The 24,502-nt window shown below is 73.7% G+C and carries 23 protein-coding genes; 15 read left to right on the top strand and 8 right to left on the bottom strand.

Going from position 1 to position 24,502, the window contains the following annotated elements; translation table 11 throughout:
- Nucleotides 1–49: 49 nt before the first annotated feature.
- The 3 genes from MET2598_RS0133705 to MET2598_RS0133695 all read right to left on the bottom strand — a co-directional run bounded on the left by MET2598_RS0133705 (nucleotide 50) and on the right by MET2598_RS0133695 (nucleotide 5,291).
- Entirely contained in the window at nucleotides 50–2,575 is a 2,526-nt protein-coding gene (locus tag MET2598_RS0133705; RefSeq protein ID WP_012335455.1) for a putative bifunctional diguanylate cyclase/phosphodiesterase, read from the bottom strand.
- Nucleotides 2,576–2,798: 223 nt separating this feature from the next.
- The gene (locus tag MET2598_RS0133700; RefSeq protein ID WP_012335456.1) at nucleotides 2,799–3,020 is read right to left on the bottom strand and encodes a hypothetical protein; all 222 of its coding nucleotides are present in this window, start codon (nucleotides 3,018–3,020) and stop codon (nucleotides 2,799–2,801) included.
- A 72-nt stretch (nucleotides 3,021–3,092) separates the two neighbouring features.
- Nucleotides 3,093–5,291: a hybrid sensor histidine kinase/response regulator gene (locus MET2598_RS0133695; protein WP_236728868.1), complete on the bottom strand. Its 2,199-nt coding sequence runs from the start codon at nucleotides 5,289–5,291 to the stop codon at nucleotides 3,093–3,095.
- Nucleotides 5,292–5,459: 168 nt separating this feature from the next.
- Between MET2598_RS0133695 and MET2598_RS0133690 the strand changes: the two genes are divergently transcribed.
- The 4 genes from MET2598_RS0133690 to MET2598_RS0133670 all read left to right on the top strand — a co-directional run bounded on the left by MET2598_RS0133690 (nucleotide 5,460) and on the right by MET2598_RS0133670 (nucleotide 8,320).
- Nucleotides 5,460–6,251 carry a gamma-glutamylcyclotransferase gene (locus tag MET2598_RS0133690; protein ID WP_018263819.1) on the top strand — a complete coding sequence of 264 codons (792 nt, stop codon included), beginning with the start codon at nucleotides 5,460–5,462 and terminating at the stop codon, nucleotides 6,249–6,251.
- A gap of 402 nt (nucleotides 6,252–6,653) precedes the next feature.
- The gene (locus MET2598_RS0133685) at nucleotides 6,654–6,866 is read left to right on the top strand and encodes a hypothetical protein (protein ID WP_012335458.1); all 213 of its coding nucleotides are present in this window, start codon (nucleotides 6,654–6,656) and stop codon (nucleotides 6,864–6,866) included.
- Between the two features lie 316 nt (nucleotides 6,867–7,182).
- Nucleotides 7,183–7,362: a hypothetical protein gene (locus MET2598_RS0133675; protein ID WP_018263818.1), complete on the top strand. Its 180-nt coding sequence runs from the start codon at nucleotides 7,183–7,185 to the stop codon at nucleotides 7,360–7,362.
- 208 nt (nucleotides 7,363–7,570) lie between these two features.
- Nucleotides 7,571–8,320 carry a hypothetical protein gene (locus MET2598_RS0133670; protein WP_018263817.1) on the top strand — a complete coding sequence of 250 codons (750 nt, stop codon included), beginning with the start codon at nucleotides 7,571–7,573 and terminating at the stop codon, nucleotides 8,318–8,320.
- Here MET2598_RS0133670 and MET2598_RS0133665 read toward each other — a convergent pair.
- Nucleotides 8,302–8,580 carry a hypothetical protein gene (locus tag MET2598_RS0133665; RefSeq protein WP_012335462.1) on the bottom strand — a complete coding sequence of 93 codons (279 nt, stop codon included), beginning with the start codon at nucleotides 8,578–8,580 and terminating at the stop codon, nucleotides 8,302–8,304. The two genes, MET2598_RS0133670 and MET2598_RS0133665, sit on opposite strands and share 19 nt — an antisense overlap.
- A 204-nt stretch (nucleotides 8,581–8,784) precedes the next feature.
- Here MET2598_RS0133665 and MET2598_RS0133660 point away from each other — a divergent pair, with 204 nt between their 5' ends.
- The gene (locus tag MET2598_RS0133660) at nucleotides 8,785–9,093 is read left to right on the top strand and encodes a hypothetical protein (protein ID WP_018263816.1); all 309 of its coding nucleotides are present in this window, start codon (nucleotides 8,785–8,787) and stop codon (nucleotides 9,091–9,093) included.
- A 174-nt stretch (nucleotides 9,094–9,267) separates the two neighbouring features.
- A complete protein-coding gene (locus MET2598_RS0133650) occupies nucleotides 9,268–9,573 on the top strand; it encodes a hypothetical protein (RefSeq protein WP_018263814.1) in 306 nt (101 codons plus the stop codon).
- A 13-nt stretch (nucleotides 9,574–9,586) separates the two neighbouring features.
- Here the strand turns inward: MET2598_RS0133650 and MET2598_RS0133645 are convergent, their stop codons facing one another.
- Nucleotides 9,587–10,651 carry an aromatic ring-hydroxylating oxygenase subunit alpha gene (locus tag MET2598_RS0133645; RefSeq protein ID WP_018263813.1) on the bottom strand — a complete coding sequence of 355 codons (1,065 nt, stop codon included), beginning with the start codon at nucleotides 10,649–10,651 and terminating at the stop codon, nucleotides 9,587–9,589.
- 151 nt (nucleotides 10,652–10,802) lie between these two features.
- Between MET2598_RS0133645 and MET2598_RS0133640 the strand changes: the two genes are divergently transcribed.
- Entirely contained in the window at nucleotides 10,803–11,219 is a 417-nt protein-coding gene (locus MET2598_RS0133640) for a DUF3597 domain-containing protein (RefSeq protein WP_012335466.1), read from the top strand.
- Between the two features lie 48 nt (nucleotides 11,220–11,267).
- Here the strand turns inward: MET2598_RS0133640 and MET2598_RS0133635 are convergent, their stop codons facing one another.
- Complete coding sequence (locus MET2598_RS0133635; RefSeq protein ID WP_012335467.1) at nucleotides 11,268–12,152, bottom strand: fumarylacetoacetate hydrolase family protein; 885 nt, start codon at nucleotides 12,150–12,152, stop codon at nucleotides 11,268–11,270.
- Nucleotides 12,153–12,504: 352 nt separating this feature from the next.
- On the opposite strand from MET2598_RS0133635, the gene MET2598_RS0133630 reads away from it, so the two are divergent.
- On the top strand, nucleotides 12,505–13,803 hold the full coding sequence (locus tag MET2598_RS0133630) for an OmpP1/FadL family transporter (RefSeq protein WP_012335468.1): 1,299 nt from the start codon (nucleotides 12,505–12,507) through the stop codon (nucleotides 13,801–13,803).
- A 48-nt stretch (nucleotides 13,804–13,851) separates the two neighbouring features.
- On the opposite strand, the gene phaC is transcribed toward MET2598_RS0133630, so the two are convergent.
- On the bottom strand, nucleotides 13,852–15,600 hold the full coding sequence (gene phaC / locus MET2598_RS0133625) for a class I poly(R)-hydroxyalkanoic acid synthase (RefSeq protein WP_198293081.1): 1,749 nt from the start codon (nucleotides 15,598–15,600) through the stop codon (nucleotides 13,852–13,854).
- Between the two features lie 233 nt (nucleotides 15,601–15,833).
- On the opposite strand from phaC, the gene MET2598_RS0133620 reads away from it, so the two are divergent.
- From MET2598_RS0133620 to MET2598_RS0133595, 6 genes are all read left to right on the top strand, one after another.
- Nucleotides 15,834–16,166 (top strand): hypothetical protein, encoded by a 333-nt coding sequence (locus tag MET2598_RS0133620; protein WP_018263811.1) that lies wholly within the window; start codon nucleotides 15,834–15,836, stop codon nucleotides 16,164–16,166.
- Nucleotides 16,167–16,413: 247 nt separating this feature from the next.
- Nucleotides 16,414–17,634, top strand: coding sequence for an LL-diaminopimelate aminotransferase (locus MET2598_RS0133615; protein WP_012335471.1), 1,221 nt, complete (start codon nucleotides 16,414–16,416; stop codon nucleotides 17,632–17,634).
- Nucleotides 17,635–17,902: 268 nt separating this feature from the next.
- The gene (locus tag MET2598_RS0133610) at nucleotides 17,903–18,118 is read left to right on the top strand and encodes a hypothetical protein (protein ID WP_012335472.1); all 216 of its coding nucleotides are present in this window, start codon (nucleotides 17,903–17,905) and stop codon (nucleotides 18,116–18,118) included.
- A gap of 97 nt (nucleotides 18,119–18,215) precedes the next feature.
- Nucleotides 18,216–18,566 (top strand): hypothetical protein, encoded by a 351-nt coding sequence (locus MET2598_RS0133605; RefSeq protein WP_012335473.1) that lies wholly within the window; start codon nucleotides 18,216–18,218, stop codon nucleotides 18,564–18,566.
- 16 nt (nucleotides 18,567–18,582) lie between these two features.
- Nucleotides 18,583–18,954: a hypothetical protein gene (locus MET2598_RS0133600; protein ID WP_018263810.1), complete on the top strand. Its 372-nt coding sequence runs from the start codon at nucleotides 18,583–18,585 to the stop codon at nucleotides 18,952–18,954.
- A 200-nt stretch (nucleotides 18,955–19,154) separates the two neighbouring features.
- Nucleotides 19,155–21,800: an MGH1-like glycoside hydrolase domain-containing protein gene (locus tag MET2598_RS0133595; RefSeq protein ID WP_012335475.1), complete on the top strand. Its 2,646-nt coding sequence runs from the start codon at nucleotides 19,155–19,157 to the stop codon at nucleotides 21,798–21,800.
- 235 nt (nucleotides 21,801–22,035) lie between these two features.
- On the opposite strand, the gene MET2598_RS0133590 is transcribed toward MET2598_RS0133595, so the two are convergent.
- Entirely contained in the window at nucleotides 22,036–22,491 is a 456-nt protein-coding gene (locus MET2598_RS0133590; protein WP_018263809.1) for a MarR family winged helix-turn-helix transcriptional regulator, read from the bottom strand.
- A gap of 78 nt (nucleotides 22,492–22,569) precedes the next feature.
- Here MET2598_RS0133590 and MET2598_RS0133585 point away from each other — a divergent pair, with 78 nt between their 5' ends.
- Nucleotides 22,570–24,453, top strand: a complete 1,884-nt coding sequence (locus MET2598_RS0133585) for a chloride channel protein (RefSeq protein ID WP_018263808.1) — start codon at nucleotides 22,570–22,572, stop codon at nucleotides 24,451–24,453.
- Nucleotides 24,454–24,502: the final 49 nt, after the last annotated feature.

Genomic DNA, 24,502 nt, shown 5'->3' with positions numbered 1-24,502 from the left:
GCGGCGCGTGAGCGAAGCCGAGTTTCGCATGGCGACGCAAGCCGTCGGATCAGGCGGTCCGGCGGCCCTCGGCCCAGCACTGCGCGGCGAAGAGGTCGGCCGCCATCGGCTGCCCGAACAGGTAGCCCTGGCCCTCCTGGCAGCCCTCCGCGGTCACGCAGCGCAGCATCGCGGGGGTCTCGATCCCCTCGGCCGTGACCTCCAGGCCGAAGCTGCGCCCGAGCGCCACCACCGAGCGCACGATCGCCAGGTCCTGGGCGGAATCCGGGATGCCGCGGACGAAGGAGCGGTCGATCTTCAGGCGGGTGAGGGGAAAGCGCTTCAGGAGGCTCAGGGACGCGTAGCCGGTGCCGTAATCGTCGAAGGCGAGGCCCACGCCCATGTCCCGCAGCGCCCGGAGCGGCGGGATCAGCGCGTCGTCGTGCTGGAGGATGATGGTCTCGGTGATCTCCAGTTCCAGGGCCGAGGCCGGGAGCGCCGCCTCGGCGAGGGCCGCGCGCACCTCCTCGACGAGGTCCCGGGACAGGAACTGCCGGCTGAACAGGTTGACCGCGACGCGCAGTTCCCCGAGGCCGCGGCGGCGCCAGCCGGCGGCCTCGGCGCAGGCGGTGCGCAGCACGAAGCGCCCGACATCCTCCGCGGCGCGGCTGCTCTCCAGCGGGGCCAGGAAATCCGCCGGGGCGAGGAGGCCGCGCTCCGGATGCCGCCAGCGGATCAGCGCCTCCGCCCCCGCGATGGTGCGGTCGCGCAGGCGCAGCTGGGGCTGGTAGAACAGGACGAACTCCCCCTCGGCGAGGGCGCGGGGCATCTCCTGCTGGCACGCCGTCCAGGCGAGGAGGCTGCGCCGCATCTCGGGCCGGAAAACCCGCCGGCAATGCTGCCCCGCCCGCTTCGCCTCGTGCAGCGCCATGTCGGCGCGGGCCAGGAGATCGTCCGCCCCGCGCTGGCCGTGCGGCGCGACCGCCACGCCGATGCTGGCGTCGAGGTGGAAGATCTGCTCGGCCACCCGGAAGGGCTCCGCGAGGCCGCCGAGGATCCTGTCGGCGGTCCGCTCCCCCTCGGCGGGCTCCGCCAGATCGGGGAGCAGGACCGCGAACTCGTCCGCGCCGATGCGCGCCACCAGCCCCGACCCGCCCACGTCCCCCTGCAGGCGCTGGCCGACGAGGCGCAGGAGGACGTCCCCGACGGCGTGGCCGAAGCTGTCGTTGACCCGCTTGAAGCCGTCGACGTCGATCAGCAGCAGCCCGGCGAGGCCCCCCGCCGGCCGGGCGTCGAGGGTCGCGAGGTCGCGCGTCAGGGCGCGGCGATTGTACAATCCGGTCAGCCCGTCCGTCTCCGCCTGCCGGCGCAGCGTCTGCATCAGGTTCGCGCGCTCCTGCAGCCGCTTCTGCAGAACCAGGAGGGCGTCGAACAGGAGGGCGATCTCGCGGACGCGCATGGGCGCCCGGACGGGGGCGGGATCGACGCCTCCCGCCAGGGCGACGATCGCCTCCCGCGCGTCGAGGAGCGGCCGCAGGATCGAGGCGCGCAGGGAGCCGAGGAGGCCGCCGATCAGGGCGAGGGCGGCGAGCGTCACGAGGCCGGCCGCGGCGAGCGCGTCGCGCGCCCCGTCGCGCTCCCGGGCGGAGGCCGCATTCATCCGGGCGAGAAAGGCCGTGCGCAAGTCCTCGAGCGGCTTCAGGGTCGGGACGTAGCGGGCGGTCAGCGTCTGCGCATCGAGCGAGTAGCGCCCCGAAGGTCCGCGCCCCTCGGCGATCACCGCCTCGACCGTGCCGAGCCCCTCGCCCAGGAAGCGGCTCTCGACCTCCCGCATCAGCGGATCGAGGGCGGCGGGGATCTGGCCCTGCAGGAGCTGCCAGATCTCGCGCAGGCGCCCGCGGGTCTCGACGGCTTCGGCGAGGTGGACCTCGCCGAGCGGCGCGCGCACGGCCAGCGCCGGGACGATGAAGGAGGCGATGCGCCCGCCATGCTCCCTCAGGTCGCTCACCGCCCGTGCCACCATGGCTTGGCCGGCGAGCGCCGGGTCGAGCTCGCGCAGCGTCCGGACCTCCCAGGTCACGACGTCCTGGAACTGGTCGACGACCGCGATCATCGCCCCGACGGCCGCGCGGATCTGGTCCGCGCCGCGGGCGGCGGCCGGCATCCGGGCGATCTCGTCGACCTCCCGGCGCGCCGCGCGCAGCCTCGCCTGCGCGGCGTCGATGAGGTCGGCCGGGAGGCGCCGGGCCGGGCCGGTGAGCCCGTCGGGATCGTCCGGGCCGTGGAGCTGCGCGAGCGCCCGGTCGGTGGCCTCGCGGAACTCCCGCAGCCGCGTCAGGGCCGCCGCGTTGCCGGCGGGATCCTGGGACATGGCGACGTTGGCCGGCCCGCGCTCGGCCGAGATGCGGTTGGCGGCCTCGAGCACGCGCGCGAACTGCGCGATCTCGGCGAGGTTGTGCCGGGACCGGAGGAAGGCCGTCACGGCCGGGGCGACCAGCGTCGCGCTCAGGGCCGCGAGGCCCGCGCCGATGAGGAGGATCGCGATCCAGAGGCGGCGGCTGAGGCTGGTGGCGCCGTCTGTCGTCCTGGCCTGCACACACACCTCCCGCGTACCGGCCGCAGCCGACGTCCCCGACACCTGCCCCAGCTGGCCCGACGCCGGATCCCGGCGCGCCATCTCTCCAGATGCGGCCGGACTCGTTGCGGAAAGATTATCTATTCAGTCCCCCTAGGTCACGTCAGCCGTAAAAATCAGGCAGTGCGGCGGATTGACCGAGAGGAACAGCGCTCGTTGAGCGGGCAAGTTGATCCTGCGGCCGTCATGCTGCAATGCAGCGCCGCACGAGGGCGACGACCAGCGGGTGCCCCTGGGAGTCCTGCCGCAGGGGCGTGCCCGCCAGCAGCCGGCCGGCCCGGGCCAGCCGCTGATCCGCCCTGGCCCGGCAGGCCTCGGCGGCCTCCCGCAGGGTCCGGGCTTCCTCGAGGTCCCTGTTCGCCTTGCGCAGGAGCCACATCGCCCGCAGGGTCCGGATGAAGCGCATCGCCCGATCTCCGTCGTGAGGCGGGCATCCTTCCCGAGCCGCGCTCCGGCGGCGGTGCGTCGCCGCACCCCGTCACGGGGCCGGGCGCGCCGCCCCGAGCACGGCGCGCAGCTTGGCGGCGAGCTGCGCCACCGTGAAGGGCTTGGTGATCAGCTGCGTGCCGGGATCGAGCATGCCGTTGTGCACGATGGCGTTGCGGGTATAGCCGGTCATGAACACGACCTTGAGGTCGGGGCGGCGGCGCAGGGCCTCGTCGGCGAGCCTGCGGCCGTTGACCTCCGGCATCACGACGTCGGTGAGGAGGAGCCCCACCTCCGGGTGGAGCGCCAGCAGGTTGAGGGCGGCGGCGGCCCCGTCCGCGGCCAGCACCCGGTAGCCGAGATCCGCGAGCGCCTCGACGGTGAACTGGCGCACCGCCGCCTCGTCCTCGACGACCAGCACGGTCGTGTCCTCCTGCGCGAGGGCCAGGGCGTCGGGGACGGGGGGAGGGGGGCGCTCCTCGGGCCCCGCGTGGCGGGGCAGGTAGATCTTGACCGTCGTGCCCTGGCCGAGCTCCGAATAGACCGCGACGTGCCCGCCCGACTGGCGCACGAAGCCGTAGACCTGGGACAGGCCGAGGCCCGTCCCGCGGCCCTGCTCCTTGGTGGTGAAGAAGGGCTCGAAGGCCCGCGCCAGCACCTCCCGGGGCATGCCGCTGCCGTTGTCGGTCACCGCCACGAGGACGTACTGCCCGGCCGCGACCTCCGTCCGGGCCGCCGCGTAGGCGTCGTCCAGGTCGGCGTTGGCGGTCTCGATGGTCAGGCGCCCGCCGGTCTCCGGCAGGGCGTCGCGGGCATTCACCGCGAGGTTGAGGAGCGCGTTCTCGAGCTGGTTGGGATCCGCGAAGGTCCGCCAGAGCCCGCCGGCCAGCACCGTCTCGAGCCGCACCGTCTCGCCGAGGGTCTGGCGCAGGAGCTCGGCCATGCCCGAGACGAGGGCGTTGGCGTCGACGGGCCTGGGGTCGAGGGGCTGGCGGCGCGCGAAGGCGAGGAGGCGCTGCGTCAGCGCCGCGGCGCGCTGGGCCCCGCCCACCGCGTTCTCCAGGAGGCGCAGCTGGCGGGCATCGGTCTCGCCCATGCGCCGCTGCAGCAATTCGAGGGAGCCCAGCACGACCGTGAGGAGGTTGTTGAAGTCGTGCGCGAGCCCGCCCGTGAGGCGCCCGACCGCCTCCATCTTCTGCGACTGGCGCAGCTGCTCCTCGCTCGCCTCCCGGCGCAGGATCTCGGCGCGCAGCTGCGCCAGGGCCTCGCCCTCGCGCCGGGTCCGCCGCAGGGCCACGAGCGTCAGCGCCACCAACCCGGCCGTCGCCGGGATGCCGAAGACGAGGTGGCTCGCCATCGTGTCGCGCCACTCCGCCAGGATGCGCGCGCGGTCGATCCCGGCGGTGACGTAGACCGGGTAGGTCGGGAGCCGCCGGTAGCCGTAGAGCCGCTCCTGCCCGTCCACCGCCGAGCGGGTCACGTAGAAGCCCTGTCCGGGCGCCCGGGACAGGGCCGCGAGGAAGCCGCTGTCGGGCGGCACGCGCGCGACGCGCCCCGGCTGCTCGGGCACCCGCGCCAGGATCGCCCCGTCTTCCCGCAGCAGCGAGACGGTGTCGAGGCCGCTCTCGCGCACCTGCGCGTAGAAGTCCCGGAAATAGGCCGGGTCGATCGCCACCGCGACGATGCCCCGGAAGCCCTGGCCGCGCCGGGCGGTGCTCACCTGGAAGACCGCGGCCCCGTCCACCCCGGTCATCACCTCGCCGACGTAGTCCCGGCCCGGCGGCAGGCCCCCGTCCCGGTGCAGGCGGAAGAAGGGGCGCTCCAGGAATTCCGGCTCGCGCCCCTCGGGCGGTGCGCCGGCGCTGACCAGGGGCCTCGCCCGCGCGTCGAGAACCCAGATGTCGCTCACCTGCGCCAGCGTGTCGCTGAGCTCCCGGAGCTGGCGGGAGAGGTCGGGGCCGCGGGCCCGGATCGCCTCGTCCGGCAGGCCGTCCAGGATCTGGTTGGCCTGCCGGGTCACGAGGTCCGCCGTCTCGAACACCTTGACCGCGTGCTCGCGCACGAGGTCCAGGGTCTGGGCGAGGCGCAGCCGCGCGTCCCGCCAATGGCTCTGGTAGGAGAGCCAAGCGCCCGTGGCGAGCACCAGCGCCGGCAGCAGCACGGCGGCCACCACGACGATCCGGAGCGACCGCTCGGCCCCCGTGGGAGGCGGGCGAGGCGCGCCGGCGCCGTCGGCGCGGGTGGGCGGCACGGGAGCTGTCACGGGGGCGCGGCCGGGGAGCTTGGGTGTTTAGTCCTATTCGGTTACCAGACGGGCCGGCCGGTCGCCAGCGCCGGCGCGGCGCGCGCGCCGGGGCGGGAAGGGTGGAATGAACGAAGGGTTGCGCCGATCGCGCGGGCGCGGGCGGGGTCCCGCGCCGTGACGGACCGCCCCGTCCTGACCGCCGCCCTGATCGCCCGGGCGCATCCCGATCCGGTGCCCGACGACGCCGCGGCGGTGCCGCTCCTGTCCGAGGCCGAGACCGAGGCGCTGCTCGCCGCCGCCCTCGCCGCCAAGCCCGGCCCGCCGGACGAGATCTGGCTCTTCGCCTACGGAGCCCTGATGTGGCGGCCCGAATTCCCGTTCGCGGAGCGGCGCGCGGCCGGCCTGCCCGGGTGGCACCGGCGGTTCTGCCTCTGGCAATGGCGCTTCCGCGGCACGCGCGACAATCCCGGGGTGATGCTCGCCCTCGACCGCGGCGGGCGCTGCCGCGGCCTCGCCTACCGGCTCGCCGGGCCGGACCCGCTCGCGGCTTTGCGCCCGGTCTGGCACCGGGAGATGCGCGGGCGCGGCTACGCGGCGCGCTGGCTGGCGGCCCGGACCGAGGCCGGGACCGTCCCGGCGCTCGCCTTCGTGGCGAACCGCGCGGGCGAGCGCTACGCCGGCCGCCTCGGCGAGGAGGCGATCGCCGCGCGCATCGCGGCGGCCTGCGGCCATCTCGGGCCGAACGCGGAGTACCTCCTCAACACCGCCGCCTCCTGCGCGGCGCTCGGCCTGCGCGATCGCCACCTGGAGCGCCTCCAGGCCCTCGTCGCCGCCCGCCTGGAGGCGGCGGCGCGCGCCCGAGCCGGTGCGGCGGACATGGCCGCCGGCGCTGCGAGGCGGCCCCCGGCGAGGCGGCCCCCGGCGGCGCGCGCCCCGGCGAGTCCGGAGCCTGAACCCGAGGCCTGAGCGGAGGACGCCTCGGCCCGCCCACGCCTGCTGCCCGGGGCCCGGGCGGAATCCGGGTTCGTGCGCCTCCCGGACCGGTGCCGAAGGCCCGGAACCCGGCACCCGTCCCGGGCATTTCCGAGGGGTGAGGCGGTCCCTGTCCCCAGCGGGCCGCACCGCAGTGAAAAACGCCGCCGAACCACCGCTGCGCGCTTGACGCCGGCCGCCTCCGAGCGCAATTGGGGGCGTCCGCGCGTCCTCGCCTCGGCCGTTCGCGCGGCTCCACCGGAACCACGAACTCCATGTCCAGCGACAGTAGTCGAAGGACCACGCCGCCTGCGCTTGGTGCGTGAGCCGCGCCTGATCGTGTGATCGGGCTCGCCCGCGACCAGTCGAGAGGCGGCTGGTCGCATGAGGTGAGCCATGACCCTGTTTTCCGGAACCGCCCGCGCGGCCGCGGTGGCCGATCGCCGTGATCAGAGCATCGCCGTCGCGCTGATCCTTCTCCTCGCCCTCGTCTTCGCACCGGCCATCGGCCTCCACGTGGCCGTGAGCACCTTCGGCGTCGGCGCGCCCGCGCCCACGCCCGAGGGAGTCGCGGCGGCCCCGGCAGAGGCCAAGCCGTCCCGCGGCTGAGCCGTCCCGCGGCTGAGCCGTCCCGCGGCTGAGCCGTGCCGCGGCTGAGCCGGCGCGGCCGAGCCGGCTCGCAACCGGCTTCCGGCTGTGCTTGGATCGGCCCCGGCGGGCGCCCGCAGGCGCCCGCGCCGGATCGGCCGACTCGAGAACGGCGCCTCATGAACGACGACCTGCGCGAATCCCGCGGCGCCCTCATCCTGCTCGCCGCCGCGGTCCTCTCGGTCCTGCTCTTCGGGGCCGCGACGCTGCTCGGCCTCACCGGCTGACGGGAACCCTCCGGCCCGCTCGGCGGATGTGTCGTCAGGAGGAGCGCACCATGACGGCCACCGATCCCGCCAAGGATTCCGCCAAACCCGGCGACAAGGCCCCGCCCGGTACCCCCGGCACCGGCGAGAACATCTGTCCCCGCTGCCACGGCTCCGGCCGCGTCGAGGGCACGTCCTGCCCGGACTGCGCCGGGACCGGCAAGGTCACCGAGCCGATCGGCGGCGCCTGAGGCGACCGACCCCGCCGCGCAACCCCGTCTTCACGTCCCGCCTGCGATAACCATCCGGTGACACCCACGGTCGTTGCTCACGAACGTGGGTTCCGTTCTCGAATCGGCGCCAAGCCTCGGGCTTGGTGTCGCCCATTCGAGAGGGTCGGCGGCCCGATGCGTCGGCATCCCGGGCCGCCGGGATGAGTGTGCCCGGAGGAGCGAGCGGATGGCGGGGGAGCGCAGGAGCAAGGCGGCGGAGTGGCGGGAGGCGCGCAACGCCGTCTCCCGCGCCCGCCTGGAGAAGGCGCTGCCCGCCATCTTCCCGCCGCTGGTGCTGCGCCACGCGCTCTCGCGGCCCTTCGTGCCCCCGACCCCGCGCCTCGCCGTCGAGAGCTACTGGCGCGGCCACGTGATCCGGGCCGACCGTCTCGCCCGGGCCCTCGCCGCCCGCAGCGGCCATCCCGAGGGCTGGACGTGGCGGCTCGGCAGCAAGGAGGAGGGGCTCGGCGCGAGCTTCCGCCTGCCGCCCGCCCCCTTCCGCGAGCCGGCCTTCGCCCGCGGGCGCGGCCATTGCTGCATCTGCGGCCAGCCGGTCTTCCGCTTCGGCTGGCACGCGGATCTCTGGGGCGCCGGCGCGCCCAACCGGAATGCCGGCTGGCACGCCGCCTGCGTCACCGCCTGGAAGTTCTGGATCGCCGCGAGCGACCACGCGAAGGTGCTGAAGGCGCGCCAGCGCCACCGCTGCCCGGAGACCGGCAAGCGCCTGCTGCGCAGCGCCGAGGTCGATCACCGGGTGCCCCTCTACCAGGTCTGGCGCGAGCACCGGGACGCGCCCTGGCCGCGCCTGCTCGGCTACTGGGGCGTGCCGAACCTCCAGGTCGTCAACCGCGCCGCCCATGTCGGCAAGTGCGCGGCCGAGGCCGGCGAGCGGGCCGCCCACCGGCGGCTCGCGGCGGCTCAGCGCGGGACGATGTGAAGCCCGTCGTCGGGCAGGAGGTTGCGGGCCGGTCCGCCGGTCTGCTGGCCGCGGCCCTGCTGGTAGTAGGGCCGCTCGGGGTGGTGGTCGTTGTCGCTGCCCGAATCGTACTCCCAGGGCTGCGACCAGGGCGCGCGCCCGCCCACCGTCCCGGTCGCGTCGATGTCGGGCGGGAGGCGCCGGGGCCCCGCCTGCGCGGAGAGCGGCAGCAGCCCCGCGGCGCCGAGGCAGAGGATCCGGATCAGCCCAGCCATCGTCATCGTCCCGCTCCGCCGGGTCCCGCCCGGCCATCCCGAGTCTCAACGGTCCAGCTGAAGGCTTCGTTCCCGAAGGGCAGGGCGCGAAGTGTTGCGTCCCCCGCCGCGCGACGCAATCCGCGATGTGCGCCGGCGCAATTCGCGCGCAACGCCGCGCGCCTACACAGCGCCCCAGAGACGGCCGCAGGGCCGCGAGGGGAGCGCACCATGATCCGGACCGCCACGCTGATCACCGCCCTGGCCGCCCTGGCCTCCTACGCCCTGGTCCCGTCCGGGACGGGCGCCGAGGCGCACGTCGCCCCTGCGGCCAAGCGCTTCACAGACAAGCGCTTCACCGAGCGGCTGCCGGTGGCGTCCTTCCGGCCCGAGCCGCAGGACATCGCCCTGTTCTCCCTCGCGGGCGCGCAGCGGACGGCCGCGCGGCCCTGCAGCACCTGGCCCTACGAGGGCGCCCGCTGCGTCGCCGAGGCGCCGGAGCCGGGCCTCGCCCGCGTCGCGGGCCTGGCGCGGCGATGACGCGGCGTCTGCACGAGGCGCTCCTGATCGCCGGCAGCTTCGGCCTCGGCGTCGGCCTGGCCTTCCTGGTCGCCCCGCTGATCTGAGGAGCGCGCGCCGATCGGGCGGGGGGCCGGCGGCGCGCCGCGCGTCGGAAGCCGGGACTCTCGGGCCGCGACGCGCTATACCGCGGCCATGCTCAAGCTCGCCCGCATCCTCGGTCTCCTGCTGCTTCCCGGCACCGCCCTGGCCCGGGACCTGCCGAACCGCGTGCCGGCCCCCGCCCTGCGCTGCGGCCAGGTCCTGGCCCTGCTGAACCAGCGCGGGGAGGCCATCGTCGACACCGGGCCCTTCACCTACGAGCGCCTGGTGCGCGACATCGGCTTCTGCCCGATCGAGCAGACGACCGAACCCTTCTTCGGTCCCTCGGCGGATGCCGGGAGGTGCTTCCTCGGCTATCGCTGCAAGGACCGGATGAGCGAGGGCCGCCGCGGCGACTGAGCGGCGGCGCGGCTCAGCTGCGCCAGCGCAGGAGCCGCGGCGCGAGCGGGTTGGCGAAGGCCGCGCCCGCCTCACGGGCGCGCAGGAACTCGCGCTTGAGGCTGAAATACCATTGCGACTGCACGTCGCTCTCCCCGATCAGCACCATCGCGGGCTTCCGGTCGAGGCCCTTCTGGGCGACCTGCAGCACGTCGCGGTCCTGGCCGAGGAATTGCCGCATCAGCGGCCGCGCCAGCGGCCGCAGGAGGTTCAGCAGCGGCAGGTTCCAGTACATCGCGTTGACGAGCGCCGTGCGGCCCGGGCCGAGCGGCGTCGCGAAGGTGTAGTTCGCCATGCGCTTCTCCCCGGCCCTGATCCGCTCCAGCCGCACGCCCGGCAGGCGGAACTCGATCTCGACCTCCGGCACCGCCCCGAGCAGGCGGTAGACCGCCGAGGCGCTCTTCGCCCTGTGGCTCGTCATGGTGAAGCCGAACGGGGAGGGGGCGAAGTGCTTCTCCTTCTCCCGCAGGGTCTTGGAGGTCCGCCACCACCACAGATCGTGCACGTAGGCGACATGGGCCGGATCGACGAAGCTCAACGCCACGAGGTCGAAGCTCGCCTCGACCTCCAGCGTCTCGACCAGCATGCCCGCGTAGGGGAACTCCACCTCCGGGATCGGCGGCGCGTCCGGCCGCGGCTCGCCCGCCGCGATCCAGACGAGGCCGGACACCTCCCTCACGGAGAAGCGCGGCAGCCGCACGGTGCGGAAGTCGGATTCGTCCCGGGCCGCGAGGGCGGGAATCGCCGCGCATTGCCCGTCCGGCCGGAACTCCCAGCCGTGGAACGGGCAGACGAGGCGGCCCTCGACCAGGCGCCCGGCCGAGAGCGCCATGCCCCGGTGCGGGCAGCGGTCGCGCAGGGCGAAGAGGCCGCCGCCCGCCGCCCGCCCGACCACGATCGCCTCCTCGCCGAGCGTGACGGCACAGAGCCGCCCCTCGCGGAAGCGGCGGCTCTCGCCGACGCAGTACCAGACGTCGTCGAGCGGGCGGCGGATGGGATCCCCTGTCATGCTGTCCTGCGGGTCGGGGCCGGGCCCCATGATGTCATGCGCGCGCCGGCTGCTTAGGGCAAAGTCGGCCGCGCGTCATCGCCGCCGCGGCAGCCGGAACGCGGGACGCGGCGTTTCGTTAACGGCGGCGCTGGGCCGGGCCGGCCCCGCTCGCCGGCCCACATCACAAGGAGAGACCGCGATGAGCCTGCTCGGATCGATCGTCAGCAAGATCCTCCATCCCTTCGGCGGCGAGGCCCAGGCGGCGACGCCGAACGCCCCGGCCTCGGCCTCCTCCGCCCCCTCCGCGGGCGGCTCCGCCGAGCCGGCCGCCACCGGCACGGTCCCCACCGTCGACGGCAAGGTCGACGTCGAGGCGGTCCTGAACGGCCTCGCCGCCAAGGCCGGCCAGCCGCTGAACTGGCGCACCTCGATCGTCGACCTGATGAAGCTCCTGCACCTCGACAGCAGCCTGACGGCCCGCAAGCAGCTCGCGGCCGAGCTGCATTACGGCGGCGACACCGACGACACCGCCACGATGAACGTCTGGCTGCACAAGCAGGTGATCCGGAAGCTCGAGGAGAACGGCGGCAAGGTGCCGGACGACCTCAAGGATTGATGCGGCCGGGGCGCGCCGCGGCCCCGGGCGGGGCCGCGGCGATCCCGCTCAGTTCGTCGGCTCGCCCGCCGCCACCTTGGCGGTCCAGTCGTCGAAGGCGATCACGGTCTGGCGCTGCTCGCCCAATCCCTCGATGCCGAGGCTCACCACGTCGCCCGCCTTCAGGTAGCGCGGCGGCTTCATCCCGAGCCCGACCCCCGGCGGCGTGCCGGTGGTGATGACGTCGCCCGGCTCCAGCAGCATGAAGTGCGACAGGTAGGAGACGATCTGGCGGCAGTCGAAGATCATCGTGCGCGTCGAGCCGGTCTGCATCCGCGCGCCGTTCACGTCGAGCCACATGCCCAGGTTCTGGACGTCCGGGATCTCGTCCGGCGTCACCAGCCAGGGGCCGAGGGGGCCGAAGGTCGGGCAGCCCTTGCCCTTGGTCCAGGTGCCGCCGCGCTCCAGCTGGAATTCCCGCTCCGAGACGTCGTTGCAGACGCAGTACCCCGCCACGTAGTCGAGGGCCTCGTTGGCGTGGACGTAGGAGGCGCGCTTGCCGATCACGATCGCGAGCTCCACCTCCCAGTCGGTCTTCGCCGAGGCCTTCGGCAGGATCACGTCGTCGTTCGGGCCGACGATGCAGGACGGCGCCTTGTTGAAGATGATCGGCTCGGAGGGGATCGGCGCGTTCGTCTCCGCCGCATGGTCCGCGTAGTTGAGCCCGATCGCGATGAAGTTGCGCACGCCGCCCACGCAGGGCCCGAGGCGCGTGCCCGCCGGCACCGCCGGCAGCCTCGCCGGGTCGAGCGCCCGCAGGCGCCCGAGGCTCTCGGCCCCGAGCACCGGTCCGGCGATGTCGCGGATCACGCCCGAGAGGTCGCGGATGGTCCCGTCGGGGCCGACGAGGCCGGGCTTCTCCGCGCCGCTCTCGCCGTAGCGTACCAGCCTCATGCTCAAAGCTCCCCTGTCGCGCCCGGCCGCGGCCGGGCCCCGGCGCGAAAACGCCCGCGGGCTCGCGGAAGTTCGTGGCAATTGTATCACAGAGGCCGGCGAAATGCCGGAGCGGCAGCCAACCGCTGCGGGCGTGCGCCAGTTATTGCAACTGATGCCAATAGTGGATCCGGCCGCTCTGCTCGTACTATCGCACGAAACTCCCATCGAACGAGGTTTACTCAAATATAGCCAGCGCCCGTGGCGGCCGGCGGGCCGCGTTGCGCCGCCGCCGCCGCCTGAGGCAGAGTCAAGCTGAGCCGCCGGCCGAAGCTGCTGCGACGGAGCCTCGCGGGATAATGGGGAGTGGAACGTGCTGAGCTCAACGAGCAGGGCTGCGCTGCTGGCCGCGCTCGCCTTCGGGGCGGGCGTCGCGGGGGCGGACCGGGCGCGGGCGGGCGCCTTCGGCCTGCGGGAACAGAGCGCCGAGGCCCAGGGCCTGGCCTTCGCGGGCGCGGCCGCCGGTTCGGGCGGCCTGTCCTCGATGTTCTGGAACCCGGCCGCCGTCACGATGAAGCCGGGCTGGAACTCGGACTACAACGCCACCGTGATCGTGCCGCAGGCGACCTTCACGACGCAGCCCGGGACCTTCGCGCCGCTGCGCACCCTCGGCGAATCGGGCGACATCGGCCAGGCCGCCGTGCTGCCGGCGACCTACACCAACTACCAGCTCGGCGAGCGCCTGTTCCTGGGCCTCGCGGGCGCCGCGCCGTTCGGCCTCGTCACCAAGCCGAACCAGGTCTGGGCCGGCCAGACCTACAGCCGCTCGTCGCGGATCTTCTCGCTCAACTTCAACCCGGTGATCGGCTACCGGGTCACCGACTGGCTGTCGGTGGCGGCCGGCCCGACCATCGAGTACTTCAAGCTCAAGCTGCGCCAAGCGGTCGGCATCTCGCCGCTCGCCCCGAGCGCGCTCCTCAAGGGCGACGATTGGGGTGTGGGCTTCACGGCCGGCCTGCTGATCCAGCCGACCGCCACCACGACCCTCGGCGTCGGCTTCCGCTCCTCGATCCACCACGAGCTCGACGGGGTGCTCTCCGTGGTGCCGGGCCGGGTGCGCTCGAACCTCAACACGCCCGAGAAGCTCTCGGTCGGCCTGACCCAGGGCATCACCCCGGAATTCCGCATCAATCTGGGCTTCGAGTGGGACAACTGGTCCCGCCTCGGCACGCCGGCCATCGTCTCGCAGAGCCTCAACATCCCGGTCTCGGCCCTGCCGCTGCGCTACCGGGACGGGTTCCACTACTCGGTCGGCGGCGAGTACGACGTCAGCCCGCAATGGACGCTGCGGGCGGGCTTCGCCTACGAGGTCTCGCCGATCACCGACGCCAACCGCTCGACGCGGCTGCCGGACGGCGACCGCTACTGGGGCTCGATCGGCGCGAGCTACCGCTACAGCGACAAGATCCAGTTCGACGTCGCCTACTCGCACCTGTTCGCGGCGGGCCGCAACCCGGTCCGGATCGTGCCGGGCGATCCGCTCTACGTGGCGCCGCTCGCCTATCTGGCGACGACGGACACGAGCGCCGACGTCGTGTCGGTGGGCATCAAGTACCGCTGGGATACGCCGGCGGCCCCGCTCAGCCCGGCGCCGATCATCCGCAAGTACTAACCCTCTCGGGCCGCCCGGCCGCGTGCCCGGCGGCCCGCGCAGGTCGGGTCACGCCTTCACGCGCACGTAGGTCCCGGGTGCCGGGGCCAGCGAGGGGAGCCTGCCGCCGCCCGGCTCGCGGGCCGGGACGCGCTCGGGCGCCTGGCGCTCGATCCACGCGAACCAGTAGGGCCACCACGAGCCGGGATGCTCGGTCGCCGCGGCGATCCACTCGCCGAGCGAGCCGTGGGCCGGGCCGCCGGTCCAGAACTGGTACTTCGGCTTGGCGGGCGGGTTGACGACGCCCGCGATGTGGCCGGAGCCGGCCAGCACGTAATCGACCGGCCCCCCGAAGCAGCGGCATCCCTCGAAGACCGAGAGGGCCGGGGCGATGTGGTCCTCGCGGGTGGCGAGGTTGAAGATCGGGATCGTCACCTTGCCGAGGTCGAGGCGCGTGCCCGCCAGCACCATCTCGCCGCGCGACAGCCTGTTCTCCAGGTAGCAGTTGCGCAGGTAGAAGGAGTGGTTGGCGGCCGGCATCCGGGTCGCGTCGGAGTTCCAGTAGAGCAGGTCGAAGGGCAGCGGCGCCTTGCCCTTGAGATAGGTGTTGACGACGTAGGGCCAGATCAGGTCGTTCGGCCGCAGCATGTTGAAGGCGTTGGCCATCTTGGAGCCGTCGAGGTAGCCGCGGCTCTGCATGCTGGCCTCGACGGCGCGGATCTGCGGCTCGTCGACGAAGACCTTCAGGTCGCCGGCATGGGTGAAGTCGACCTGGGTGGTCAGGAAGGTCGCGCTGGCGATGCGGTCGTCGCCCGTCGCGGCCATGGAGGCCAGGGTGACGCCCAGCAGGGTGCCGCCGACGCAGTAGCCCACCGCCGAGACCTCGCGCTCGCCGCTCGCCGCCTCGACCGCGTCGAGGGCCGCGAAGATGCCCTCCCGCATGTAGCTCTCGAAATCCTTCTCCGCGTGCCGCTCGTCCGGGTTGACCCAGGAGATCACGAAGACGGTGAGCCCCTGCGACACCGCCCAGCCGATGAAGCTCTTCTCCTTGTTGAGGTCGAGGATGTAGAACTTGTTGATCCAGGGCGGCACGATCAGGAGCGGGCGCTTCAGCACCGTCTCGGTCTGCGGGGCGTACTGGATCAGCTCGATGAGGTCGTTGCGGAAGACGACCTCGCCGGGGGTGCTCGCCATGTTGACGCCGATCTCGAAGCGGCCGGGATCGGTCTGGCGCACGCGCAGCTCGCCCCGCCCGGCCTCGACGTCCTCGGCGAGCATCCGCATGCCGCGCACGAGGTTGGCGCCGCTCTCGCGCATCGTGTCGCGGATCAGCTCCGGGTTGGTCGCCAGGAAGTTCGACGGCGACAGCGCGCTCGACAATTGCCGCACGTAGAAGCGCGCCTTGGCGCGGGTGTGGTCGTCGAGCCCCTCGGCCTCGTCGACCAGGATCTCGGCCCAGCGGGTGGTGATGAGGTAGCCCTGCTTCAGGAAGTCGAACATCGGGTTCGTCGACCATTCGGGGGCCGCGAAGCGCTTGTCGCGGGGATCGGGCATCGCCACGGGGGTCACCGCCTCGCCCTGCATCCGCTGCAGCGTCGAGCCCCACAGGGCCAGCATCTGGCCCCCGATCAGCGTCTGCGCCTCCGTCGCCTTCTGGGGGTCGGCGAGCCAGCGCTCCGCCACCGTCCCGAGGGTCCTGACCACTTCGGTGACGCCCTCGGCCAGCGCCGCGTCGGGCTTGCCCTGCTCGAAGGGCTTGGCGTAGGCCACCACCGCCCGCCGGAACTCCTCGACCAGCTGCCCCGCGTTGCGGGACATCGACTCCACGTCCACGACCGGCGTCGCGACCTTCTCGACCGTCACGCGCTACTCCCTCCCACTCGGCCGCCCCTGCCGGGCCAAGCCGCCTTTCGGACAAACTAACGCCTCACAACCGGATTCTGCCAGATGCCGAACCGGGTTTCCCAAGTACCCTGCCCATACCCTGCCCATACCCTGCCCGCGCTGCACTGCCCAGGTTCCACCGCCGCGATCCCACCGTCCAGGTTCCCATGCGCTTCCCGCTGCGTCGTGCCCTCCTCCTCACCCTCGCCCCGGCGCTCTCGGCCTGCGTCCTCGACGGGTCGAATCCCGTGCGCGACGCCGCGCGGGCGATCGTCCCGGCCCCGAAGCCGGTCGAGGCGCCTGACTTCGTCGCCCGGTCCCGGCACCCGGACATCGACTACGTGCCGGTCGGCACCTCGGCCCCGCCGCGCCCGGTGCGGGCGAAGTCGGCCGCGGGCGTGAAGGACCTGGAGGCCGAGCTCGACGCCAGCCGCCGCCGCAACGAGGCCAAGGGCAGGGACGCGGCCGGGGCCGGGGCGGCGGCGAAGCCGGCCCCGTGAGGCCGGGAGGCGCGGGGCGTCCGGGTCGCTTGGCGGCTCCTGCGGGTGTCTTGCCGGCCTTCTGGCAGAGATCTGCGACAGGTCCGCGAACCACACCCGCGCGGAATTCGACCTCGGTCGGAGGGAATGACAGTTCCGCCGCGGCCGGAACACCGCTAATCAGGACGGCTCCGGCGGCGCTGCACCCGCCGGACGAACGACCCCGCGACGGGCGCCCCGGGAGGCGGCGCCGATCAGGATCCGGCCGATGACCGATTTTCACCGCATCAAGCGACTGCCCCCCTACGTCTTCGAGCAGGTCAACCGGATCAAGGCCGCCGCCCGCGCCAACGGCGCCGACATCATCGATCTCGGCATGGGCAATCCGGACCTCGACGCGCCGCGCCACGTGATCGAGAAGCTGATCGAGACCGCCGGCAAGCCGCGCACCGACCGCTACTCGGCCTCGAAGGGCATCGCCGGCCTGCGCCGGGCCCAGGCCGGCTACTACCAGCGCCGCTTCGGCGTGAGCCTGAACCCCGAGACCCAGGTCGTGGCGACCCTCGGCTCGAAGGAGGGCTTCGCCAACATGGCCCAGGCCATCACGGCGCCGGGCGACGTGGTGCTGGTGCCCAATCCGAGCTACCCGATCCACGCCTTCGGCTTCCTGATGGCGGGGGGCGTGATCCGCTCGGTCCCGGCGGAGCCGACGCCGGCCTTCTTCCCGGCCGTCGAGCGGGCGGTGCAGCACTCGATCCCCAAGCCGGTGGCGCTGGTGGTCTGCTACCCCTCGAACCCGACCGCCTACGTCGCCTCCCTCGACTTCTACCGGGACCTCGTCGCCTTCGCCAAGAAGCACGACCTGATCCTGCTCTCCGACCTCGCCTACGCGGAGGTCTATTTCGACGACGCCAACCCGCCGCCCTCCGTGCTGCAGGTGCCGGGCGCCATCGACGTGACGGTGGAGTTCACCTCCCTGTCGAAGACCTTCTCGATGGCGGGCTGGCGGATGGGCTTCGCGGTCGGCAACGAGCGGCTGCTCGCGGCCCTGACGCGCGTGAAGTCCTACCTCGATTACGGCGCCTTCACGCCGATCCAGGTCGCCGCGACCGCCGCCCTGAACGGGCCGGACGCCTGCATCCACGAGATGCGCGCCACCTACCGGCGGCGGCGCGACGCGCTGGTCGATTCGTTCCAGAAATGCGGCTGGGCGATTCCCGCCCCCTCCGCCTCGATGTTCGCCTGGGTGCCGATCCCGGAGAAGTTCCGCGGCCTCGGCAGCCTCGAATTCTCCAAGCTGCTGGTCGAGAAGGCGGACGTGGCGGTGGCGCCGGGCATCGGCTTCGGGGAGCACGGGGACGAGTTCGTGCGCATCGCCCTGGTCGAGAACGAGCAGCGCATCCGCCAGGCCGCCCGCAACATCCGCCGCTTCTTCGAGGGGGCGGAGCGCACCCTGCACAACGTGGTCCCCCTGCAGAAAGCGGTCTGAGCCGGGATCCGCTTGATCGAAGCGGATCCCGGATCCCAAGCCTGCGCGGCGACTGAGCGAAGCCGACATCCGCATGGCCGCAATGGGAGATGGCGACGCAAGCAACCGGATGGCGGATGAGCCGGGCGGGGCCTTGTGGCCGCGCGGTGACAGGGCGGGGTGAAAGCCCGGCTCGGGCCGCGCCGGTCCCGGGCGCGCCTTGATCGGAGCGGGGCGGAGCGGCAGGGTTGCGGCCACGCTGCCGTTCCTCAACCCCCCGGGTTCTTCCATGCGTCGTTCGCTGACCCTCGCCGGCCTGGTCCTCGCGGCCCTCGCGCCGGCCGCCTGCGCGCCGAACCCGATCGTCGCCCGCGATCCGGTGCCGGCCCCGGGGCCGGAGGAGGCCTATCGCTGCCATTCCCGGCCGACCGTGCTGAACGGCTTCTGGACCGATTGCGAGCCGGCCCTGCGCGAGCAGGCGGTGGTGGTCCGCAGCAAGGGCTGATCGGCCCCGGCGGCGCGTCCCCCGGCGCGCTCTCCCGGCAACACTTGCGGTTCCGGCGCGTTGAGGAGTTCGTCCCCCCGCGCCAAGGACCCGGCCCGTGCCTCGCCCCCTTCTCCTCCTCGTCGCCGCCGGCCTCGCCGGCCCCGCCGCGGCCCAGACGGCCCGGGAGGCTCCGCTGACCCTGCGCGTGCGGCCCGAGGCGGCCGCGCGCCAGGACGTCTACGCCCGCGCGGCGGCGCGCGGTCCCGTGGTGCTGCGCGTCGACCCCTTCGCCGTCCCGAGCGGCGCGCCGCTGGTGGCGGTGCGGGCGGTTCCGGTCGCGCATGTCCAGAACGGCGGCGCCTTCGGGCCGACCGGGTTCGGCTACTACGACGACCAGATCAGCGAGGGGCCGCTCAACCGCCGGCCCCGCCCGGCCGCCTACGTCCTAGGCAGCGTGCCTTACTGAGCGTCAGGATTCCGCCATGCTGCGTCCCGTCCTCGTCCTCGCCGCCGCCCTCGCCCTCGGCGGGTTGGCGGGTCCGGCCTCGGCCCAGAGCGTCGGCTACGTCACGGGCATTCCCGGCCCCGATCCGGCGGGCGGCGACGAGATCGGCTGGGGGCCGGCCTACCGGCCCGAGACCAGCTTCTCGCAGCCCGGCACCCCGCCGACCCCCGGCGACTACGCGGGCGCCGCCTACCGGGCGCGCACGGGCCGGGGCGTCTACGAGGGCGTCCAGGCCGGCGTGACGCCCGGGACCGAGGCCCCGGCGCTGCGCCCGCGCCGCATGCGCGCCGCCGCGCCGCCGGCCCGCCGCCACGCCGTCCGTCGCCACCACCGGCAGGCGGCCCGCTGAGCCTCGTTCGCCGGAGCGGGCGGCGCGGGCGCCTCCACCCCGGAGCCTTGGCGGTGAAGAAGCCTTGGCGCTCCAGAAGCCTTGGCGCTCCGGAAGCCTTGGCGCTCCGGAAGCCTTGGCGTTGAAAATGCATCGGCGGCGGCCCGGGAGGGGCGGGCGCCGGAGGCCCGCGCCCCGTCCCGCAAGCCGGATGGAGCGCCGTGGACGGGGTGGATCGTTGGGCCGAGCGGCGGCGCATCGCCGAGCAGGGCCGGGGCGAGCGGGCGTGGTCCCTCTGGGGACCGTATCTCAGCGAGAGGCAGTGGGGCACCGTCCGCGAGGATTACAGCCGCGACGGCGATGCGTGGCGCGCCCTCACCCACGAGGAGGCGCGCTCGCGCGCCTATCGCTGGGGCGAGGACGGCCTCGCCGGGATCTGCGACGACCGCGGCTTCCTCTGCGTCGCGCTCGCCCTCTGGAACGGCCGCGACCGCATCCTCAAGGAGCGCCTGTTCGGCCTGACCAACCAGGAGGGCAATCACGGCGAGGACGTCAAGGAGATCTACCACTACCTCGACGCCGTGCCGAGCCACGCCTACCTCAAGTTCCTCTACCGCTACCCGCAGGATCCGTACCCCTACGAGGCCCTCCTCGCCGAGAGCCTGCGGCGCGGGCGCGACCGGCCCGAATTCGAGATCGAGGAGACCGGCCTCTTCGCGGATGACCGCTTCTTCGACGTCGCCGTCGAGTACGCCAAGGCCGACATCGCCGACATCCACCTGCGCGTCACCGCGGTCAATCGCGGGCCGGACCCGGCCGACCTCCACCTCGTGCCGCAGGTCTGGTACCGCAACACCTGGTCCTGGGAGGCGCAGGGATCCGAGGCGAGGCCGCGCCTCGCGGCGCTGCCGGACGGCTCCGTCGCCTGCGCGCATCCGCGGCTCGGCGCCTACCGGCTCAGCTACGAGGGCGCGCCGCGCCTGCTGTTCTGCGAGAACGACACCAACCTGCGCCGCCACGCCGGCCGGCCCGACGCGCCCGGGCCGTTCAAGGACGGCATCCACGCGGCCCTGATCGAGGGCGACCGCGCCGCCGTGTCGGAGGAGGGCGGCACCAAGCTCGGCCTGCACTACCGGTTCCGCCTGCGCCCCGGCGAGCGCGCGACGGTCCGCCTGCGCCTCGCGGCAGGCCCGCGCCCGCGCCCCGTCGACCGGGAGGACGCCGTGCTCGCCCAGCGCGTCGCGGAGGCCGATGCCTTCTACGAGGATCTCCAGGACGGGATCGAGGATCCCGACCGGCGGGCGATCTTCCGGCAGGCCGCCGCGGGCCTGATCTGGACGAAGCAGCTCTACCGCTACGACGTCCGCCGCTGGCTCGCCGGCGACCCGCTCCAGCCCGAGCCGCCGCGGGAGCGGGCCTGCGGCCGCAACGCCGCCTGGCGCCACCTCGCCGCCGCCGACGTGCTCTCGATGCCGGACAAATGGGAATATCCCTGGTTCGCGGCCTGGGACCTCGCCTTCCACTGCCTGCCCCTCGCCCTCCTCGATCCGGGCTTCGCCAAGGGCCAGCTGCTGCTGCTCACCCGCGAATGGTACATGCACCCGAACGGGCAGCTGCCGGCCTACGAGTGGGAGTTCGGCGACACCAACCCGCCGGTCCATGCCTGGGCGACCTTCCGGGTCTTCGAGATCGACCGGGAGCGCCGGGGCGGGCGCGGCGACCTCGCCTTCCTGGAGGGCGTGTTCCACAAGCTCCTGATCAACTTCACCTGGTGGGTGAACCGCAAGGACGCCACCGGCCGCAACGTCTTCCAGGGCGGCTTCCTCGGGCTCGACAACGTCGGCGTCTTCGACCGCTCCCGGCCGCCCCCGGGCTTCGGCATCGTCCACCAGGCCGACGGCACCGCCTGGATGGCGATGTACGCCCTCAACATGATGCGCATCGCCCTCGAACTGGCGCTCCACAACGACGTCTACGAGAGCACGGCCTCGAAGTTCTTCGAGCATTTCCTGCTCATCGCCGAGGCGATGACCGACATGGGCGGCGAGGGATTCGGGCTCTGGGACGAGGAGGATCAGTTCTACTACGACGAGGTCGACATGCCGGACGGCGGCATGATCCCGCTGCGGGTGCGCTCGATGGTCGGGCTGGTGCCGCTCTTCGCCGTCGAGGTGATCGAGCCCGGCATGCTCCAGCGCCTGCCGGACTTCGCCCGGCGCCTCAACTGGGTGCTGGAGCACCGGCCCCACCTCGCGCGGCTCGTCTCGCGCTGGACGGAAGGCGGCGTCGGCGACCGCAAGCTGCTCTCGCTGCTGCGCGGCCACCGCATGAAGGCGCTGCTGCGGCGCATGCTCGACGAGAGCGAGTTCCTGTCGCCCTTCGGCGTGCGCTCCCTCTCGAAGGTGCACGAGGCGCAGCCCTACGCCCTCGACGCCTTCGGGGCCTCCTTCACGGTCCGGTACGACCCGGCCGACTCGACCTCCAACATGTTCGGCGGCAACTCGAACTGGCGCGGGCCGGTCTGGATGCCGATGAACTACCTGATCGTCGAATCCCTGCGCCGCTTCCACGCCTATTACGGCGACGATTTCCTGGTCGAGTACCCGACCGGCTCCGGGGACCTGCGCACGCTGAGCGCCATCGCGGACGCGCTGGAGGACCGGCTCATCGCCCTGTTCACGAAGGACGCGGAGGGCCGCCGGCCCGCCTTCGGCGCCCGCCCGCCGCCGGTCTTCGGCGACGGGGAGCCGCTCCTGTTCCACGAGTTCTTCGACGGGGACAGCGGCCGCGGCCTCGGCGCCTCGCACCAGACCGGCTGGACCGCCCTGGTGATGAACCTGCTGCTCCGCCAGGCGGGCCGGCGCTAAGCATCATTCGCCGAAGGGGTCACCTTTTCGGCGGCGGCCCGAAGGACCGCGTCAGCGGAAATTGATGCGAGAACAAGAGCTAGGCAGAGTTGCCCGGCGCAACTCCGCTCAGCCCCGCGCCCGCGACCGCCCCGGGCGGCAGGATCGGGGGCCGGGAACGGCTCGTCCGCCCCTGGGGCGCGACGCGGTGTCCCGGCGTTCCAGCCCCGCGCCTTCGCGCCGGGCCTGTTCCCGGTCAGCCGCCGGCCTGCGGGCCGGCCTGCGGCCGGGCGAGGCGTCCCAGCGCCCGGACCAGCGCCGGTTCGAGGCTCCTCAGCTCCCGCAGATGCGCCGCCGTGAGCCGCGCCAGCAGCGCCTCGGCCCGCGGCGTCAGGGCGAGTTCCATCCGCCGCCGGTCCGCGCGCCCGCGGGTCTTGGCCAGCAACCCGCCCTCGACCATCCGCGCCACCAGCTCCGCGGCGCTGTGGGGCGCGATCAGCAGCTGCTCGACCAGCAGCCCGACCGTCGGCGGCCGCTCCCCCGCGTGACCCGCCACGGCGAGCAGCGCCTGGTGCTGCTGGGGCGGCAGCCCCTCGGCGAGCGCCGCCGCCTCGCTGAAGGCCAGGAACTGCCTCAGGCGGAACCGGAACGCCGCCAGCGCCGCGTATTCCGCGCGCGACAGGCCCTCCGGCGCAATCGGCTCTTCGGCCAAGGCATGCCTCCTCGTCGGTCCGCGCGCTGGAAATATATCGTGACACGATATATTTCCGCCCCGCGACGCGGAGGGAACATGGATCAGCAGAGGGCTCCGGCCCAGGCCGCCGGCAGGCCGGCCCAGTCCGCCGGGAGGCCGGCCCAAGCCGACGGCAGGCCGGCCCAGTCCGCCGGGCGGCACGCCATCCCCGTCCGGGCCCGGCGTCCGCTCGCGGATTTCAGCGCCGACCATCGGGTCGTGATCCTGCTCGCCATGGCGCTCGTGGTGGGGACGGGCGGGGCCTTCGCGGCCCTGGCGCTGGTCAAGCTGATCGGCCTCGTCACGAATCTCGCGTGGTTCGGGCGCCTCGACGCGGAGCCCGCCGGCCTCGCGGGCGCGCCCCGCGGCGCCTGGATGGTGCTGGCGCCGGCGCTGGGCGGCCTCGTGATCGGGCTGATGGCCCGGTTCGGCTCGGAGAAGATCCGCGGCCACGGCATCCCGGAGGCGATCGAGGCGATCCTGATCGGCGGCAGCCGGATGTCCGCCAAGGTGGCGCTGCTGAAGCCGCTCTCCTCGGCCATCTCGATCGGCACCGGCGGCCCCTTCGGCGCCGAGGGACCGATCATCATGACGGGCGGGGCGATCGGCTCGCTCTTCGCGCAGCTGTTCCACCTGAGCGCGGCCGAGCGCAAGACGCTGCTCGTCTCCGGCGCCGCCGCCGGCATGACGGCGATCTTCGGCACGCCGGTCGCCGCCCTGCTCCTCGCGGTGGAGCTGCTGCTGTTCGAGTGGCGCCCGCGCAGCTTCATCCCGGTCGCGGCGGCCGCCGCGGTGGCGACCGGCTGGCGGCCCCTGCTGTTCGGCGCGGGGCCGCTCTTCCCCTTCGCGGCGGTGCCGGACCTGCCCGGCTGGGGGCTGCTCTCCTGCGCCGGGCTCGGGGTCGCGGCGGGCCTGCTCTCCGGCCTGCTCACCAAGCTGCTCTACGGCCTGGAGGACGCCTTCGAGCGCCTGCCGGTCCACTGGATGTGGTGGCCGGCCCTCGGGGGCCTCGTCGTCGGGGCGGGCGGCCTCGTCGAGCCCCGCGCCCTCGGAATCGGCTACGACGTCATCGCCGACCTGCTCGGCGGCCGCCCGGGGGCGGGGGCCGTCCTCACCCTCCTCGCCGTCAAGGCGCTGATCTGGCTCGTCGCCCTGTCCTCGGGGACCTCCGGCGGCGTGCTCGCCCCGCTCCTGATCCTCGGCGGGGCGATGGGCTGGCTCCTCGGCCACGCCGCCGGCCTGCCGGGGGAGGCGGGATTCTGGGCGCTCCTCGGCATGGCGGCGATGCTGGGCGGCACCATGCGGGCCCCGCTCACGGGGGCGCTCTTCGCCGTGGAACTGACCGGCGAGGTGCGCGCCCTCGCGCCGCTGCTCGCCGCCACGGTGGCGGCCTACGCGGTGACGGTGCTGCTGCTGAAGCGCTCGATCCTCACCGAGAAGATCGCGCGGCGCGGGCAGCACGTCACCCGCGAGTACGGCGTCGATCCCTACGAACTGACCCGCGTCGCCGAGGTGATGGTGCGCGAGGTGGACGTGCTGCCGGCGGACCTGCCGGTGGCCGAGGCGCTGGCGGCGATCGAGGCGGGGCGCCACCGGGCCTACCCGGTCGTCGACGCCGCCCGGCGCCCGGTCGGGCTCGTGACCCGCGCCGATGCCCTGCGCTGGGCGGTGGAGGAGGGGCGGGGCGCAGCGCATCCGGGGGAACGCCTGGAGGAGCGGGTCTCCGACGCCTCCCTGGCGGTGGTGCATCCGCGGGACGTGGTGGCGCGGGCCATCGACGTCATGATGGAGAGCGACCAGGGCCGCATCCCGGTGACCGATCCGCGGACGGGCGCCCTCGTCGGCCTCGTCTCCCGCAAGGACCTGCTGCGCGTGCGCGCCGCGGTGATCCGCGCCGAGGCCGAGCGGCGCCCCTACCTCGTGCGCGGGCGCGGCGGCTGAGCGGCCGGGGCGGCCCCGCCGCGCGGTGGGCCCCGATCTTAACGTGGGT

This window comes from Methylobacterium sp. WSM2598 (assembly GCF_000379105.1).
In the GTDB taxonomy this organism is placed as follows: Bacteria; Pseudomonadota; Alphaproteobacteria; order Rhizobiales; family Beijerinckiaceae; genus Methylobacterium.
This window is presented reverse-complemented; position numbering and strand designations above follow the sequence as displayed.